General features: G+C 43.2%; 10 protein-coding genes. 9 read left to right on the top strand and 1 reads right to left on the bottom strand.

Going from position 1 to position 18,360, the window contains the following annotated elements:
* Positions 1-104: 104 nt before the first annotated feature.
* The 9 genes from LZG71_RS04990 (at position 105) to LZG71_RS04950 (ending at position 15,843) form a co-directional block, all read left to right on the top strand.
* Complete coding sequence (locus LZG71_RS04990; protein WP_233817608.1) at positions 105-1,430, top strand: amidohydrolase; 1,326 nt, start codon at positions 105-107, stop codon at positions 1,428-1,430.
* A 65-nt stretch (positions 1,431-1,495) separates the two neighbouring features.
* Positions 1,496-2,176, top strand: a complete 681-nt coding sequence (locus tag LZG71_RS04985) for an ankyrin repeat domain-containing protein (RefSeq protein WP_233817607.1) — start codon at positions 1,496-1,498, stop codon at positions 2,174-2,176.
* A 346-nt stretch (positions 2,177-2,522) separates the two neighbouring features.
* Entirely contained in the window at positions 2,523-3,059 is a 537-nt protein-coding gene (locus tag LZG71_RS04980; protein WP_233817605.1) for an RNA polymerase sigma factor, read from the top strand.
* Positions 3,060-3,105: 46 nt separating this feature from the next.
* On the top strand, positions 3,106-4,278 hold the full coding sequence (locus tag LZG71_RS04975; protein WP_233817603.1) for a FecR family protein: 1,173 nt from the start codon (positions 3,106-3,108) through the stop codon (positions 4,276-4,278).
* Positions 4,279-4,478: 200 nt separating this feature from the next.
* Positions 4,479-7,421 carry a TonB-dependent receptor gene (locus LZG71_RS04970; RefSeq protein ID WP_233817601.1) on the top strand — a complete coding sequence of 981 codons (2,943 nt, stop codon included), beginning with the start codon at positions 4,479-4,481 and terminating at the stop codon, positions 7,419-7,421.
* Positions 7,422-7,534: 113 nt separating this feature from the next.
* Positions 7,535-10,369: a PQQ-dependent sugar dehydrogenase gene (locus LZG71_RS04965; RefSeq protein WP_233817599.1), complete on the top strand. Its 2,835-nt coding sequence runs from the start codon at positions 7,535-7,537 to the stop codon at positions 10,367-10,369.
* Between the two features lie 30 nt (positions 10,370-10,399).
* Entirely contained in the window at positions 10,400-11,347 is a 948-nt protein-coding gene (locus LZG71_RS04960; protein ID WP_409013602.1) for a TIM barrel protein, read from the top strand.
* A 280-nt stretch (positions 11,348-11,627) separates the two neighbouring features.
* Positions 11,628-12,890: a tetratricopeptide repeat protein gene (locus tag LZG71_RS04955; protein WP_233817597.1), complete on the top strand. Its 1,263-nt coding sequence runs from the start codon at positions 11,628-11,630 to the stop codon at positions 12,888-12,890.
* A gap of 145 nt (positions 12,891-13,035) precedes the next feature.
* Complete coding sequence (locus LZG71_RS04950) at positions 13,036-15,843, top strand: T9SS type A sorting domain-containing protein (protein ID WP_233817595.1); 2,808 nt, start codon at positions 13,036-13,038, stop codon at positions 15,841-15,843.
* A 163-nt stretch (positions 15,844-16,006) separates the two neighbouring features.
* On the opposite strand, the gene LZG71_RS04945 is transcribed toward LZG71_RS04950, so the two are convergent.
* A complete protein-coding gene (locus LZG71_RS04945) occupies positions 16,007-18,253 on the bottom strand; it encodes a GH92 family glycosyl hydrolase (RefSeq protein ID WP_233817593.1) in 2,247 nt (748 codons plus the stop codon).
* Positions 18,254-18,360 lie beyond the last annotated feature (107 nt).

Genomic DNA, 18,360 nt, shown 5'->3' with positions numbered 1-18,360 from the left:
AAACTTTTGAAAATCATGTATTGTTATAAATGGTACAAGTTTTGGTATGAATGTTACCATTCTTTCGCCTTTGGGATATTTACTTTTGTATAAAACTACAATTCATGGAACCACGATCAATTTCCCGAAAAGACTTTATTAAAAACTCATCCATGCTGCTGGCTGCTGGTGCAGGTATTCTGAAGGCATCGGAGTCTATTGCTGCCGAACAGCCTCAATTCGCAGCTAAATCTTTGACCTTGAAAAATGTAAGGCTGGAAACAGGTTTTGAATATGATGGAGAAGGAAATGCGGTTCAAACAAAAACAGAACTGTTTACTATTGAGGTTCTTGATGGGAAAATAAAAGCCATTCTTCCCAATAATACTGCCGCGAAAGCAATTGATGCAAAAGGTTTGCTGCTATTGCCCGCGTTCAGGGATATGCACATTCACCTCGACAAAACTTTTTACGGACTGCCCTGGAAAGCAAAATCACCGAAACATAAAACGGTGAAGGATATGATTGCCTATGAACAGGAAATTATTCCCGAATTGCTTAAAACCTCGGTTTCCCGCAGCGAAAAGTTGATTGAACTGTTGCAATCACATGGAACAAACTACGCCAGATCCCACGTCAACATTGATCCAACTTCAGGACTGAATTCGTTGAAAAACCTGCAAAAGGCGCTGGAAAACAAAAAAGATTCGTTTCAGGCTGAACTGGTTGCGTTTCCGCAGCATGGGATCTATTACACCAAAACTGAGCCGTTAATGAAAGAGGCGGCACAGATGGACATTGATTTCATAGGAGGACTGGACCCTACGAATATTGACGGATCCATAGAAAAACACATGGATTTTATCGTGCAGCTTGCCGTTGACCACAACAAAGGAATTGACATTCACCTGCATGAAAGCGGTGAATCGGGTTTGAAAACGATCAATTATCTGATTGACAAAGTGAATGAAAATCCTGAATTGAAAGGTAAAACGTTTGTTAGCCACAGCTTTGCGCTGGCTCAGCTGGATAAAGCAAAAACGGAGGAAATGGCCGAAAAATTAGCGAACGCGAAAGTGGGAATCGCCTCAACGATCCCGTTCGGCGGAACCATCATGCCAATTCCTGTTTTGTACAAACACGGGGTAGATGTTGTGACAGGGAACGATTCCATTGTAGACTGGTGGAGCACCTTCGGAACCGGAAGCGTTTTGCAAAAAGCCAATCTGGCAGCTCAGTTATATGGTTACCGTACAGAATTCGACCTTTCAAGAATATTAAAGCTGGCTACACATAACGTACTTCCACTTGACGACAAAGGAAACCAGAGCTGGCCGAAAGTTGGGGACAAGGCTGATATGGTTTTGATTGATGCAAGTTGCTCAGCGGAAGCGGTTTCCAGAGTATCGCCCGTTAAGTCGCTGATTCATGGCGGGAAGGTTGTTTACTAGCTTTATTTGAGAAGTAAGACGTAAAAAGTACCGCCACATCTCACTTTTCACCCCATAAAAAACTTATGAAAAACACCCTCTTACTTCTCCCAATACTTTTTCTGAGCTCTTGCTCTACTGCGAGTGATATGGACAATACACCTATTGAACAAACACAAACTTCAATCATTGAAGCGGTGAAAAATGGGAAATATGATTTGGTTGAAACCGAACTGAAAAGGGGGGTGGATGTCAATTCGAAAGATCAGAATGGCAAGTCTCTATTGCTGATTTCAACCGAAGCCAATGATTTGAAAATGGCAAGGCTATTGACTGATTATAAGGCTGATGTGAACCAACAGGACAACAGACAAGATAGCCCGTTTCTACTCGCAGGAGCATCCGGCCTCACAGAACTTGTGAAACTCTTCCTGACCAAAGGAGCTCGTTTTGATATTTTCAACCGCTACAACGGAACTGCTTTAATTCCTGCCTGCGAAAGAGGCCATGTGGATGTTGTGAAAATGCTGTCCAACACCAAAGATTTTCCGATAGATCACGTAAACCGACTAGGCTGGACTGCGCTGATGGAAGCGGTTGTCCTGGGAAACGGTAGCGCCAAATATGTTGAGATTGTTCAGATTCTGGCTGATGCCGGATGTGATATCAGTATTCCGGATAAGGATGGCGTGACCGCTTTGGAACATGCCAAATCGAGGAATTACAATGGGATTGTGAAGGTGTTGGAAAAGATGAAGGCGAAATAAATACTTTATACAAAATTCCGTTTTTCTGAATTTCCGAAATCCGGGAATTGATATTTTTTGATTTAAACCTATAAAACCCTTTATGCCTCGGATGTGCAGCTTTGCATGTTCGAGGCATTTTTGTTTGTCATGCTTTCAATCGCAGCCACACATCAGGCGGTTTTATCGTACCTAATCGTGTTAAAAGCTTCTTTTATTTTGATTCCAATGGTACCAACATCCTTTGGCGTTTGTTGATCGGAGTAATATTATATTGCAATTTTTTATAAAATATCGTAGGATTGTACCCTTTATCTCAATTTTGTGATAGTTCAAATCTTAAATATTGCCTCACTCTGCACCGAACATGGACGATTCTGAGCTATGGAACGCTTTTCGTGCCGGAGATGATCTTGCTTTTGGACAAATTGCCCGTCACTATTACCGGAGCCTATTTACCTATGGAATTAAATTTTCCAGGAATCGTGAATTTGTGAAGGACTGTATTCAGGATTTATTTTTAGAGCTATGGACGAAGCGTGAAACCATTGGGGATACCGATTTCGTGAAATTTTATTTATTGAAATCCCTTCGTCGTAAAATTCACCGGGAGAGTCTCAAACAAAACTGGATGACGGATGAAGACGATCTGAATTTTGAAGCTGAAAACATTGGTGAAAGTTCAATCGAACAGCAGATCATAGAGGTCGAGACCAACGAAGAAATGTTACTTGTTCTCAAACAGCAACTCACATTGCTCACCAAGCGTCAGCAGGAAATCATCTACCTTCGTTTCTTCGAAAATCTGGACAACGAGTCGATTGCCCAGCTCATGTCCATCTCCCGGCAAGCCGTTGCCAACCTGCTCTACCGAACCATTCAGGAACTCCGTACCAGATTATAACTTTAAAAAGCCCGAAAGAGCACTTTTTGAAGTTTTTAAGAAAAAAGTGAAATATTTTGATTATTTCATGTTAGTGGCTGCCTATGTATATGTAGAAGCCAATAATAACATGAATCAATACAAAGAATACAGTCTGGAAGATTTTGTCCTGGATGCCCGTTTTCAGAAATGGGTTCGCCATGAGCATCAGTCTGAATCAGCATTCTGGCAATCCTTCATCAACGAAAACCCGCTGCTGCAAAACGATATTTTGCAGGCAAAAGTACTGCTCAAAAGTGTGTACCGCCATTACAACAGCGACATCAATGATTCAGAGATCGATGTGGAAATCCAGGAATTGCTGAGCAAGGTCCGCCTGACAAAATTGTCGGAGGATGCGGTGCCGGTTCAGGTTTTGAAAAAGAATATCTTTAAAAGGAACTCCCTGTTTTGGGCCGCCGCGTCCATCATTCTTTGTTTAAGTCTTGGCTGGCTTTACCAAAGTAATCAATCTGGTAAAAGTGATTATGAAAGGCTGACGGTAACAAAACAACTTCGGGAGGAAAGAAATGATTCGAAAAAGAATAAAGCGATTACGCTTCCCGATGGGAGTAAAATAATTTTGACGCCGTATTCCAAGATCAGCTTTCCTGAACAATTTCTGTCTGAAAAACGGGTGGTATATCTCTCCGGAGAAGCCACTTTTGACGTCTCCAAAGATCCTAAACGTCCGTTTCTTGTTTATGCAAATCAGTTGGTAACCAAGGTACTTGGAACCAGTTTTACTATAAATGCCAGGAATGCTGCTAACAAAACCACAGTTGAAGTGAAAGAAGGGAAGGTTTCCGTTTTCCGGCAGACAGACTTCTCGGAAGTAAAAGATCAAAATGCGCTGAAAACAAAAGGAATGGTGATCACGGCCAATCAGAAAGTCGTTTACGAAAAGGAAACTGCCAATATGCTGAAAACAATCAGTGACCGTCCCGAAATTGTTCCCGGCGAGGAATCATCTTTCAATTTCACCAATGTTCCTGCGTCTCAGGTTCTCAGTGAGCTCAAAGAGGCTTATCAGGTCGATATTATTTTTGATAAGGAGCTGCTTGGCGACTGTCCGGTGACCGCGTCTTTGGAACACCAATCCTTATTTGAAAAGCTGGATATTATTTGTGAAGTGATTGAAGCAAGCTACGAAATGCTGGACGGGAAGATCGTCGTATATAGTAGAGGTTGCAAAAATTAAGTTTAAATTTTCTATTAACCCTATCTCAAAAAATATGTAAAAACGAATTACAATCTAAAAAAAGAGTCGGATAATGCTACCAACATTTCCGACCCTCGTTGAATCCCCTACTTTGCTTTCCGAACAAACGCAACATCCTTCAAAAAAGGATGCAGGGGATTGTTTTACCTAATCTTATCTAAATAAAACATTTCAAATGTATGAAAGAAGCGTGTATTTTTCAAGTTATCCTAAGAGCCATGCGTATCTCGCTCTATCAGTTCATTATTGCCATTTGCATTTTGGGTAATGCCAATGCGACAGAAGGTAATGCTCAGACTTTATTAAGCCGGAAGATAAGTGTCAACCTTGAAAACAAAGAGGTTGAAAATGTGCTGCACAGTATTGAAAAACAGATCAACGGAAAGTTTGTGTTCAGCACAAAAATTATAAGAGGTGATCGCAAAATTAACCTGAAAGTAAATCAGCAGCCGCTATATAAAGTGCTGGATGAAACCCTTAAACCCCTGGAATTGACGTATCGGGTTAGTGATAATCTGATCATAATCAGTCGCACGTCAAAGGACGGGGCGCAGGAGCTCAGCCTTTCAAAGAGTAAGGCGCCCAACCATACGGTCTCAGGTAAAATAAAGGACAGCAAAGGTGAAACATTGGGCGGGGTTACTGTCCTTATAAATTATAAAAGTAACGGAGTAGTGACGGATATGAACGGTGCATTTTCGTTCAGTGATATTCCCGACGGAAGTTACACGCTAACCGTTTCCAGCATCGGTTTTACAGCTGTAAAAAAGGAAATTCAGGTTGCGGGAGGCGATTTGCAGGTTGATGTTGAAATGAAGGACGACATTCTTCAGTTACAGGAAATTATTGTAACCGGTGGAAATCCGAAGAAGAAGATCGAAAGCAGCGTTGCTATTACAACTATCAATAATAAAGATATTCAGACAAGAGCACCTCTGAATAGTACAGATTTGCTTAAAGCGATTCCGGGTTTGACTGTGGAAAGTACGGGTGGAGATGGTCCGGGTAATGTGTGGGTAAGGGGTTTTCCACAGCAGGGAGGATACATTTTTCTTGGAATTATGGAAGATGGGTTGCCGGTTTTGCCAACAGGTTACAATTCGCTCCCGTCTGTTGACCAATACTATAAAACGGATCTTACGATTAAGAATATTGAAGCGGTAAGAGGCGGAAATGCATCGATTGTGATGGCCAACACACCTGGCGCGGTTATTAACAATCTGAGTTATACAGGTGCGGAAAAAACCTATGGCAAGTTCAAAGCTACCACCGGTTTATCTCAGGGTTTGTATCGTCTCGATGGAAATGTGGGTGGAAAAGTGAATAGCAATATCCGTTACAATATTGGTGGTTTTTATCGTACGGATAAGGGAATAGTTTCTCCCGGGTATACAGCCAACCAGGGTGGGCAGCTTAAAGGAAATATGACCTACAACTTCAAAAATCAGAAAGGTTTTGTTCGTGTTTACGGAAAATATCTCAATGACAAAGTGCAATGGATGCTAACCAGCTTCTATCCGTACGATGGAACAGGAAAGCCCACCAAATCCAATTCTTTTGATATGGTGAACCAGTCGCTGGCAACCGTTGATACCAAATTCAGTTATACCAGCGCCGACGGTGTCAAAAGAGATTATGACATGTCTGATGGAATACATACAAAACAAGGCGCGGGCGGTTTTCAGTTTAATTACACAACAGATCAGGGTTGGGAGTTCAATAACAACTTCCGTTACCAGCATACCAATATGAACGTAACGGCTGGAATCCCTGCCAATAATGTAGCTTATAACGGCACCACGCAATATTATTATCTGGACGGAACTGCGGCTTCTTTGAAAGCGGGTGACAGACTTGTGAATGTGACCGGTGTTACGCAGCAGCTGGAAGATGTTCAGATCGTGAATTATCTTGACTTGAAAAAGACTTTTGGCAACCATTCTTTTTTGGTGGGAGCAGGAATTCACCAGTACAATCGCAACGACGGTCCTAACTACAATTTCGGCTACTTACAGGAGTTCAAGGAGAGACCAAGAAGGCTGATCACTTCGCCAACCGCTGCGCAGATCACACCACTTACACTGGCAACCGTGATTGGCGATTCGAGAACCTTATCTGCTTATGTATCAGACGAAATTACCCTGAATGCAAAATGGAGGCTGGATTTGGGAGCACGGCTCGACAACCAGAACGTAGATGGAAAACGTCCGTTTTATGCGTTCAAGGCCGATGGCACTCCAGATTATTCAAAAGCTTCCACTTTGGTGATTGCTGATTACACCAACTATTCGGAAAACGTTACGAACTGGTCGGCAACAGCTGGCTTAAACTACAAGATCAATAATGAAGCTGCATTGTTTGCCAGAGCTACAAGAGCATACAACGCTCCGAATATCGCAGATTACAACGCAACAGCTTACAACCCGGACAGAATCAAAAAACGTCCTGTATATCTGGGTGAAGTTGGTTTTAAATATGCGAAAAATGATTTCTCTCTTTTTGCGTCGGCCAGTTATTCTGCAATCAAGAATGTTTCGCTTTCAATCACCGTGCCAACAATTTCGTCAGGAAACCAGGTATTACTGGCATTTGGCTCAACGAGAACTTACAGTGCGGAATTTGAGGCATCTTACAAAGTCAGCAAGTCGCTCAATCTGCGTTTAACCGGCACAGTTCAGGATTCTAAATACACCGACTATTCTGCAAGCACCAATACCAACTCCGCTATCGTGGCCATTTTGGGTGATACAACATTCAGTTTCACAGGAAAAAGAACAGAACGTGTTCCTGTCCTGAACACCGAGTTGTCGGCAACTTATGATTACAAGAAATTCAATATCTATCTGGCGGGAAGTTACATAGGAAGCCGGTTCACGGCCCCTAGTGACAGTTACAGTCTGCCTGCTTACTCGTTGTTGAAAGGTGGGGCAGGTTATAGTTTTACTAAAAATCTGAGTGCAAGATTTTGGGTTGATAACCTGCTGAACGCGAGAGTACTCACAGAGGGAGACGTGCGCGGCGATCAGTTCAGGAATTTTTCAACTGTTGAAAAGGGCACATTGATGCCCGGAAGAGCCTTACTTCCAAGGAGCTTCTGGCTATCGCTGGCTTTCGAATTTTAATACTGATGGATGAAGAAAAGAGAGCCGGACGATATTGTCCGGCGACTCTTTTTATACGGCAATTTTTTCTCGATATATTCTTACATTCATGCAAATATTAACCCCGACTGTATATGATTCATAAGACTACCAGAAGTCCCAAAACCATGCGTACCGTACTTTTTTCTGCCAAATTTCTGGTAGCAGGATTTTTGGCTGCCTTTACCATTCAGGATAAACCGTCCAGACCGGATGAGAGCCGTTTCACACCTGTTGTAGTGGCCGACAATCTGGATGAACCGATGGTTTTTGAAGTGCTCAGAGATGGAACCGCTTACATTGCCGAGAGAAAGGGAGCTTTGAAAAAATACAATCCGTCCACCAAAACCACCGACTTGATTGCTACCATACCGGTGAACACCAAATACACCAGTGCGGAAGGCGTGGTGAGGGAAGCGGAAGAAGGTTTAATGGGCATGACATTCGATCCGAATTTTGAGAAAAATCACTGGATTTATCTTTACTATGCACACCCGACGGAGAAAAAACACATTCTTTCGCGCTGGGATCTGATTGATGATCAATTGGTGGAATCATCTAAAAAAGACGTAATCGAAGTTGAAACGCAACGGGAAGTTTGCTGCCATACCGGCGGTGGAATGACCTGGGATAAAGCCGGAAATCTTTTACTGACTGTCGGTAACAATACAGGAAACCAGCAGGCGGCACAAACGGACGAAAGGCCAGGGCGGGCAAGCTGGGATGACCAGGGACATGCCGGAAACACCAATGATTTGAGAGGGAAAATTCTTCGCATTCACCCGGAAGCTGACGGAAGTTACACCATTCCGGAAGGCAATCTTTATCCAAAAGGAACAGCGAAAACCAGACCAGAAATTTACTCTATGGGGCATCGTAACCCATGGAGAATTTCGGTTGATAGCAAAACAGGTTTTATTTATTGGGGTGAGGTAGGTCCCGATGCCGGTGAAGATTCTGAAATCGGGCCAAGAGGTTACGACGAACTGAATCAGGCTCGGAAACCGGGAAATTTTGGCTGGCCATGGTTTGTTGCCGACGATCAGGCGTTTCCTGTATTTGACTATGGTACCAATAAACCGCTGGCGAAAAAAGATCCTAAAAATCTGATTAACAACTCGCCGAACAATACCGGTTTGGAAAAGCTCTTTCCAACCGAGCCAACTTTCATCTACTATCCTTATGGCGTTTCGGAGAAATTCCCGCTGGTTGGATCAGGTTCAAGAAGTGCAACGGGCGGACCAATTTATCACAAGGCCGATTTCAAAAATCCCAAACGTGCATGGCCTGCCTATTACGAAAACAAATGGATAGTCGCCGATTTCTCACGAGGCTGGATCATGGCCATTTCGATGAAAGAAAATGGTGATTACGAATCCATGGAGCGCGTATTGCCGGATTATCACCCGGTTCAGCCGATTGATATCAAATTCGGTCCTGATGGAGATTTATACATTCTGGAATATGGCAGTAACTGGTTCCGTAAAAGCGACAATTCCCGTTTGATCAGAATCGAATACAACGGAGGAAACCGTAAACCAATAGTGCAGGTAGCTACTGACAAAAAAGGTGGAACTGTTCCATTTAAAGCGAACTTATCTTCTGCCGGAACAAAGGATTTTGATGGTGATGCTTTGAAATACAGCTGGAAAATAACAGCACCGGGCGTAGCCCCGCAAAGTTTCGCGACAGCAAATGCGGTGGCTAATTTTGCCAAACCAGGTGTTTACACTGCCATGCTTACCGTTACGGATTCGAAAGGAGCGAGTAATACGCAATCATTGAAAATCGTAGCTGGCAACGAACCACCGCTGGTTTCTGTAAATCTGGCAGGAAACAAAACCTTCTTTTTTGCTGAGAAACCGATTGAGTATACCATAGCCGTTGCTGACAAAGAAGACGGAAGTCTGGCTGATGGCAAGATCAAACCGGAACAGGTTGCTGTTAGTATTGACTATACTTCCGAGGGTTTCGATTATGCCGAAGTTGTTCAAAGCCAGCGTAGTGTAGATGCTTCTACACAATTCGCCGTCGCCCAAATTTTGATGAGCAAAAGCGATTGCAAAGTTTGTCATCAGCCCAATACAAAATCTGTCGGGCCTTCATTCGCAGAGGTTTCCAATAAATACAAAGGACAGGCTGGTGCACTGGATCTGCTTGTGCAAAAAGTTTTAAAAGGTGGTTCGGGTGTTTGGGGCGAAGTTGCCATGGCTGCGCATCCGTCCCTTCCTGTTGCCGATGCGGAAGTAATTGTAAAATACATCCTGCACAGTACCGACAAAACGTTGAGTTCCCTGCCTGTAAAAGGAGAGTTTACCCCGGTTATTCCCAAAGGTGATAATGGAAACGGGTCTGTTTTGATACGGGCTGCTTTCACAGATCGTGCGGTGAGTGGGAGCAAGGCTATTCCTGCACAAACATCCGAAGAGCTGATCGTTCTACGCAGTCCGGAGGTGAACGGTGCTGAGGCTCCGATTGCAAAAGGTGTGGAAAGAAAAGCGTTGGGCGTAGCCGGGTTAGGATTCTGCGTGGTTCCCTATACGAATAGTTATATAGGTTTTCAAAAGATTGACCTTGCCACGATCTCTCAAATCCAGCTGAATGCGTCAGCAGAAACGAGAGAGGGAAGTGTCGGAGGAACAATTGAAATAAGGCTTGACTCGCCTACGGGCACGTTGATCGGAGAGAAGCAGGTAGAGGTAGCGCCACCAATTGACATTGCCAAAATGATGGCAGAATTGGAAAGCGAAAAGAAAAACGCTAAACCAGGTGAAGCACCAAAACCTCGCAGCCGTTTCGCAAGGCCACCAGTTGTTCTTCAAATCAAAGAGACTACTGGAAAACACGATCTGTATTTTGTTTTCAAAAATGCCAAAGCAAAGGAAATTCAACCATTGATGTCGTTTTCTAAAATTAAGTTTATTCAATAAGAGTGACCATTTAACCTAATTATAAATCACATGATGAGCACAGGCAGAAGACATTTTTTGAAACAGGCCGGAGCAGTTTTGGCAGGTGGGCTTTTTTTGCCAGGTATATCAAAGGCATCAGGTTTGTTCGGTGAAGCGGCGGCTTCATGGCCGGTGGGGATTCAGTTATTCACGGTTTTTAAACCCATGAACGAAGATCCGGAAGGAACGCTTAAAAAGATTGCAGCCATTGGATATAAGGAAGTGGAATCGGCTTTTAGTACACGTGGCGGTTATTACGGATACAAACCAAAAGAATTTAAAAAGCTGGTGGAAAGTGTTGGTTTGAAGTGGCGTGCGCATCATGCGATGGGTGCACCTTTCAAAATGCCACCTCCTGATAAAATGCCAAAGGGAGCAGATGGCAAACCGATCGAAATACCAAAAATGCCTAATCTCCTTAATCTGAGAGACAATTATCAGCAACTGGTAGATGATGCTGCCGAAGCGGAATTGAGCTATCTGGTATGTGCAAGTACGCCGGTTTCCAATTTGGAAGAGATCAAAAATTCAATTGAGGTTTTTCAAAAAACAGGTGAGGCTGCGAAAAAAGCAGGGGTCGGTTTTGCATATCACAACCACGCCACAGAATTCGATGCAGTTGAAGGTGGCAAAACACCTTATGAACTTGTGCTGTCACAAACAGACAAGGATCTTGTAAAAATGGAACTTGACCTTGCGTGGGCAACCAAAGCAGGTAAAGATCCTGTGGCGCTTTTCAAAGAACATCCGGGTCGTTTCCCTTTGTGGCATGCCAAAGACATCAAAAGCGATTTGCAAACCATTACCGAAGTGGGCAATGGGGTAGTGGAGTTCAAACGTATTTTCGAAGCAGCCAAAATCGCCGGTTTGCAATATTTCTTCGTTGAGCAGGACATGGCTCCATCGATGGAAAATGTAGAAACAGGTTATAAAAATCTGATGAAGATGATTGGTTGAGGAGTTTTTTGAAAATGCAATAATGTGTTGAGCGGATGGTGAGCAAATGAACTTGTTCGCCATCTACTTTTCTGTTTATGGACGATATTTGAATATCTGGCCTTGCCATAAGAAGATTGCAACTAGCTGGAAGTGAAAATCAAATTGCTTAAAACTTTGTGTAGCGGCGGATATGAAACCTTAATTTTCGAGATTTGCAGCAGTTTAAGTATTGTCTTAATGATTTTAGCTGTTTTCTCTTTCGGAAACATATCGTAAGTTTCTGGTAATAAGGTGCCCAATGAATAAAATTATATTAGCTGCTCTCCTGTTTTTGAACGCCTTTTGTTTGCAAGCCCAGTCGACGACGATGGTTTTGAAAGAAAAAGGACTTATAAAATCTCAGACGATTTATCTCAATAGCAAAGCAAGGCTGGGCGGAAAGAGTCGGATTGTCATACCGCTTAAATTGCCTGCGAATACCGTTTCCTGGTCTTATTCATTTTCCACGGTTAAAACCAACGATGCCAGCACTAAACTCACCGGGTCGGGATTGGAAATTCAGATAGCGAAGTTGATTGCCAATGGTGCGCTCAATGTGATTAAAGCTGGTGTGGTGACCAATGTGGTGAGCCAACTTGTGAAACCTACTGGCAGCGGTGTTGTTGATGTATATCTCACGGATGCGAAAGGCCTGAAACAATTTGAGGAGAAGGATCTGTTAGGCATGTATTCCGAGGATGTTCCCACCTTTTATAGAGAAGGAACGGCTCAAAACAGCCGGAATGGGGTTTTCCAAATCCCTATTGTTAAAGATGATTTGTTTTTGTGTCTTCGAAATCCTTCGGTAACCGAGGGTGTAGCTGTTTCAGTGGATGTGGTGGCGATCGTATCCGTGGCGGAATATAGCGATGTTTGGTCTTCTAAAAGTACGGAATCGTTGTACAATGATTGTTTGAGCAAGTTTAGTATCCGCGACAGTGAAGCTGAAAAAATTTGCGACTGTACCAGAAACAATGTGAAAAGCAAATACAAACCTTCGACCTTTTTGAATCTGACACAGTCAGAAAAAGATAATCTGATACGTAGCAACATCAAATTGTGTTCGGATCAGGAGGGATTTTCGACGACTGTTCGCAAAGGTCAAAAGGTGAAGGATATTTGGCAATTGGTGAGAGGTCAGGCCATCACAAAGGATTACAAAGGAGCGGTGACTTCTTATCAGGAACTGTTGCAATTGGGAGAGAATTCTTGGCAGGTGTATAATGGTCTGGCTTATAACCAACTGTGTGTTGGTCAGTTTGCGGAGGCTAAAAAAAATCTGACAACTGGTTTGGGTAAAAATCCGGAGAATTTGCATCTGTTGGGCAACCTGGCCAATTACTATCTTTTGACAGGCGACGCTAATCAGGCTATGGAAATTTACCAAAAGCACAAAGGCGAAAAATTCGAAGACAAAAAGAAATTCAAAGAAGTGGTATCGGAGAATTTGGCTGAGTTTGAGCGGCTGGAATATGGGAATGCTCACTTTGATAAAGTACGCAAAGCGCTGAGAATTGATTGATATTCGCCGTTGAAACATTTATTAATCATTATTTTTTCTTCATTAAGTTATAATTAATAAAACATTATGGGTCTGCGGATAGATTTGGTTTTCCCAATTGGGGAGACTGATTCTTAACCAATTCTCAAACCTTAATGTTTTAAAAATGAAGAAACTTCTCTTATTTCTGTTTTTACTTTTTGTCGTTTTCAAGGCACAGGCGCAAGTCGTTCTGGTCGATGACTGTGAGTCGCTTGTCGGTTGGGGTGGAGGCGGCAATGCGCTCAGTTTGGATACGAGCGACCCGGTTCAGGGGCAGGCTTCGATCAGGTCCGAAGGTGGCAACACGGAACGTTTTCGCAAGAATTTCCAGGCACCACTGAACACCGGTATAGCTGCCAATGAACTGACTATTTCCTATTTGCAGTTTTCTTTGTTTGTATCTGATGTTACCAAGTTTTCCGCTTCTGACGGGCAATTTGAGATCACCAGTTCCGGCGGACCGGATACAGACGAGTATAGTTGGAGTACCGGAAGTGTAAATTTGAGAAACGGCTGGAACAATGTTACACTGCGCATGAGCGGAGCGGGAAAGTCGGGTAATCCGGATTTGTCGGCCATTAACTTTTTCAGATATTATAAGTTTATAAATGCCGGTGAAAGCGTTGTTATTAAAATTGATAACATTCGTTTTACCAAAGGATATACAGGAAGTGATCTTATTGGTGCTCATATAATGAATAACGCGGATCAGACTACCGGATGGTCTGGAACAGATGCGCTGCAATCCGATAACGGAAATAAGATTTTAGGTTCCGGCTCTGTATCCAAAACTGGTTCCGGTACCGACTGGTTTGTTTTTAATTCAGCAGCACCTTTTAATTCAACTGTAAATGAGGAGGAAGGATTGGTGAAGTTCTGGCTTTATGTTTCGGACGTGACCAAATTCTCAGGAGCAGGAAGTATTGTCTTTTCGTCTTCGGGGCAAGAGGGTGTGAATGAATACAGGTGGAATACGGCGAGCCAGAAATTGCTCAATGGCTGGAATCACGTTTTTCTGAGATTTTCGGAAGCTGCAAAACAGGGTAATCCAAATCTTGCTGCGATAAACTATTTCAAAATTTCACAACCATTATCCTCTTCAATTACTACGAAAATTGATGAAATTGAATTCTTTCAGCCCGAGCCAGCTACTACTGTGGATCCCGCTTTGAATACTTTGAATGGGAAGGCAATGTTCGGTTATCAGGGATGGTTTGGAATGCCAACCGACGGGCAACCGACACACAACTGGTGGCTGCATTGGTTTGATGGTGCTCCGCAACACAGTAATGCGACCGTGGATATGTGGCCATATCTGGCCGATTATCCGCAAGGTGATTTGCAGGCAACCAATATGACTTACAGCGACGGAAGTCCGGCTAAACTTTTTTCGAGCTACAATTATAGTACGGTTGACGAGCACTTTAAATGGATGCAGGAGAATGAAATTGACGGCGTTTTTCAGCAACGTTTCCTGCAAAATTTTACCACAACGGATACCCGTGTAACCCGTCATTTTGAAAAAGTCATTCAAAATGTGCAGACCGCAAGCAGCAAATATGGTCGTGTTTATTCGATCATGTATGATTTGTCGGGCGCCAATGCAACTTCTACCGAGGCTGTCATTGCAGACTGGAAAAAGTTGGTTGATGAAATGGGTGTTACTTCGGAAAACAATTATTTGTGGCACAAAGGAAGACCGTTGGTGGCTTTGTGGGGGCTGGGACTTGCTTCGAATCCTGATGCAACGGCAGCACGTTCCGAAAAACTGGTGAGATGGTTCAGAGATGGCGATCCACTGGACCCAACGGACGATCCCAAATATAGGGCTACGGTAATGGGTGGATTGAATGACAACTGGCGAAACCATTCTGCGGCCTGGCTTGCTGTGTATGATTTGCTGGATGCGATTAGTCCGTGGTCGGTAGGCCGGTATGGCAATGAAGCCGGTGCAAACAGCTTTGCGATCAATAGTGTGCGGCCGGATATGGCGTATTTGGAACCGAAAGGGATTGATTACATGCCTGTGATTTTTCCGGGATTTTCGTGGTTCAATTTGCAAACGGTACGGGGTACTCAGCCACCACCGCTAAAAAATTCAATTCCGAGAAATGGAGGAAGTTTCCTTTGGCAGCAGTCTCAGAATGTGATCAACGAAGGTGCAAAAATGATTTACCTTGCCATGTTCGATGAGGTGGATGAGGCTACATCGTTTTTTAAGATGGCCAAATTTTCAAATCATACACCAAAAGGAGGAGATACCTGGTTTCTTTCGCTTGATGCCGATGGTTATGACCTCACACCGGACTGGTATCTGGGGATTGCAGGATATACCAAAAAAGTACTGACAGGCAAGGCGACCAACAGCTTATCTGTTCCGCTTTTTCCCAATGCAATCACAACGGATGCAGGAAATGCTTTACCGGTAACTTTGGTAAGTTTCACCATCACCAAAGAGGCGAATTCGGCTCAGTTGAAATGGCAGACGACTAGTGAAACAAACAGTTCTCATTTTGAGATACAACGAAGTTCAGATTCGAAAACTTTCAATATAGTCGGCAAGATGGATTCGAGGAATACCGGAACAGCTTCTGAATCATATTATTATGATGATGTGAATCTGCCTTCAGGTACTTACTATTACCGTTTAAAAATGGTGGATGTTGATCAGACGAGCAGTTTGAGCCGGATTGTCACTGCCAGGTTTGTATCCGATGACCTGACTAACGTATATCCAAATCCGGTTAGTAAGAAGATCATTGTCAAATCGGAGTCGAAAATTCTGAACCTGGAAATTTTTAATCTGACTGGTCGGAAGTTCTATTCGGGTAAATCAGAGAAAGCGGAAATGGAGATTGATGTAAATAGCTGGCCAGCCGGAATTTACATCATGAAAGTGAATGGCACGGAGCGTAAGTTTGTGAAACAATAGGTTTTTAGTCCATGTATAAAAGCAAAATCCGGCACCAATTTTTGGCGGCCGGATTTGCTTTTACTTTCAAAAATAATCCGAAAGTAACTTCGGTTCAGGGTAGGAATAGGTAAAGTTTAAATGCTTTTTAAAGTCGTTTTATGGGAAAATATGGCTTAAAGTATTATTCTCCAAGGCCCCATTTTTTATTAGGTTTTGGCCCCATTTCAAGTTCCAGAGTTCCACCGGCGACCAGCTGATCGTGTGTAAAAGATGGTACTTTGAGCACTTTTCCATCAAACTTTGCGCTCTGAATGTACTTGTTGACTACCGAGCAGTTTTTTGCGATCACGGTAAATTTCTTTCCATTTTGAAGATCAATGGTCACCTTTTCAAAAATCGGGCTGCCAATTGTATACTCCGGTTTGCCGGGCGTGATCGGGTAGAAACCCATCGAAGAAAATACCACGAAGGCAGTCATACCTCCGCCATCTTCGTCGCCGGGAATTCCGAAAACGTTATCTTTAAACCAGACATCAAGCAAAAAACGAATGCGTTTCTGAGTCTTCCACGGCGCATTGGTATAATTGTACAGATACGGAATGTGAAAACTGGGTTCGTTACCCATCGAATATTGTCCGACTAAACCCGTCGCGTCAGGGAATTTGGCCCAGAATTCATATTTGCTGCGTCCCAAACCTTCTCTGAATAGCTGATCCAAATCGTTTTCAAAATTCTGTTTCCCTCCTGTCAACCGAATCAGTCCTTCGATATCATGCTGCACCTGCCATTTGTAGGTCCAGCCATTGTTTTCGTCATAAAAATCACGACCACCCATGCCGCCGTCAAATTTTGGATCGATAGCAACCCATTGACCTTTGTTGTCTTTTGGCAAGAACATTTTTTCTTCTTTGTTCCAAAGATTTTTGTAGTTCAATGCCCGGGTTTTGAAAATATCATAATCCGCATTTTTGCCTAAATCTTTGGCTAATTCTGCTACTGCCCAATCGTCGTAACTTCCGCCCAAGGTCACGGCAACTGCCTGGCGTTTTTCAAAGGGATCAACAAGCGATACATTCTCTTTTTCATTCAGACGTAATGCGGGAAAGTATCCTTTTTTGTGATAAAAATCATCCAGCTCGCATTTGGGGCCATTTCGCCAGGGAAGCATCGTGGCCTGGGTCGCGTTTTTATACATGCCGGAATAGGCTTTTGATACATCAAAATTTCTCAAACCTTTTCTGTGTCCATCCAAAAAAGTCACCGACGAATGGAATCCGTTCATACATGCATGGTCGCCAAAAAGGACCGGGAAAGTAGGCATCCATCCGCTATGTTCGTACATGCTCACAAACGAGTTTAACATATCCTCCTCCTGTGCGGGGTTCAAAATAATGCGTAATGGATGGTGTGCCAGATAGGTGTCCCAGGTCCAGTCGTCGGTATAAAACGGTCGGTTGCTGCTGTGTACTTTTTTATCAAAACCGCTGTAATACTGATTATCCTCAGTGATGTCGGTCATGCGTTCATAGGTGCGGTAGAGCGAAGAATAAAAGCTGCGTTTCTGAGCTTCTGTGCCGCCTTCCACCTGAATCTGGTTGATCACGCCCGACCAGATTTTTTCACCGTTTCGCTTTACCTCTTCAAATTCGGCAGACTTTAATTCATTGTCGAAATTCTTTTTCGCCTGTTCTGCACTGACATATGAAATGGCATACTTGAACTCAATTTTATCGGTTTTGCTATCCGGGAAATTGATCCAGGCTTTCACTTTTTTGCCCTTTGCGGATTTCTCACTTACAGTCTTCGAGTCATCAATAATTCCTGTTTTTCCAGCTTCGCTGAAAACACCATACATGTATACAACGATGTCGTCATGGTAGGTTTCGGTAGCCATGATCTCACGATCGGAAATGAATTTCCAGGATCCCTCGCCGCCATTGTACAAATTGAACAACAAACTTTTTGAGGCTTTTGCTGGAAAGCTGAAACGGTAAATTCCGGATTTTTTGCCGGGAGTAAATTCTACCTGAACGTCATCGTCAATCAGATAAGTCGAGTAATACCACGGTCGGGTAATTTCCAGGTCATGGTCGTAAGTTAGTTTTTCGTCATAATTTACAGATGCAACTGGCTTGATAAACGGCTTGATTGAAAATGCCTGACCGAGCCGGTGCGAAACCACGATGAGCGGAAAACTTGTGATCTGATCGTCCAGATAATCTTTCCGTTCCGGAAACATCCGGATCATCTGGTTTGGTAACTGAATGGTCGGGCGCGTTGGTTCCAACAATTGACCTACATTGCCAATGGTTAAATCGACGTATTTAAGATTCCCCGACGGATTTTCCTGCGCTTCCGCGGTAAATGCAATGCAGCAGTAAAAAAGCAGGCGACGGTATTTTTTAAGGATTTTAAAGGGTTGGATCATTCTTGACAAATTTCTGATTACTATGTTGCTTATTGTTAGATATCTATGTTTTCAGGAAAAAACGGCCTGAAATGTTAGTGATTAAAAACACTAACTATTGTTTAACT

This window comes from Dyadobacter sp. CY312 (assembly GCF_021390535.1).
Lineage (GTDB): Bacteria > Bacteroidota > Bacteroidia > Cytophagales > Spirosomataceae > Dyadobacter.
This window is presented reverse-complemented; position numbering and strand designations above follow the sequence as displayed.

Excerpts from the sequence above, each read along its gene's own strand:
- LZG71_RS04970 (WP_233817601.1), top strand. The coding sequence starts at position 4,479 with ATGAAAGAAGCGTGTATTTTTCAAGTTATCCTAAGAGCCATGCGTATC.
- LZG71_RS04965 (WP_233817599.1), top strand. The coding sequence starts at position 7,535 with ATGATTCATAAGACTACCAGAAGTCCCAAAACCATGCGTACCGTACTT.
- LZG71_RS04945 (WP_233817593.1), bottom strand. The coding sequence starts at position 18,253 with ATGATCCAACCCTTTAAAATCCTTAAAAAATACCGTCGCCTGCTTTTT.
- LZG71_RS04980 (WP_233817605.1), top strand. The coding sequence starts at position 2,523 with ATGGACGATTCTGAGCTATGGAACGCTTTTCGTGCCGGAGATGATCTT.
- LZG71_RS04950 (WP_233817595.1), top strand. The coding sequence starts at position 13,036 with ATGAAGAAACTTCTCTTATTTCTGTTTTTACTTTTTGTCGTTTTCAAG.
- LZG71_RS04985 (WP_233817607.1), top strand. The coding sequence starts at position 1,496 with ATGAAAAACACCCTCTTACTTCTCCCAATACTTTTTCTGAGCTCTTGC.
- LZG71_RS04955 (WP_233817597.1), top strand. The coding sequence starts at position 11,628 with ATGAATAAAATTATATTAGCTGCTCTCCTGTTTTTGAACGCCTTTTGT.
- LZG71_RS04960 (WP_409013602.1), top strand. The coding sequence starts at position 10,400 with ATGATGAGCACAGGCAGAAGACATTTTTTGAAACAGGCCGGAGCAGTT.
- LZG71_RS04990 (WP_233817608.1), top strand. The coding sequence starts at position 105 with ATGGAACCACGATCAATTTCCCGAAAAGACTTTATTAAAAACTCATCC.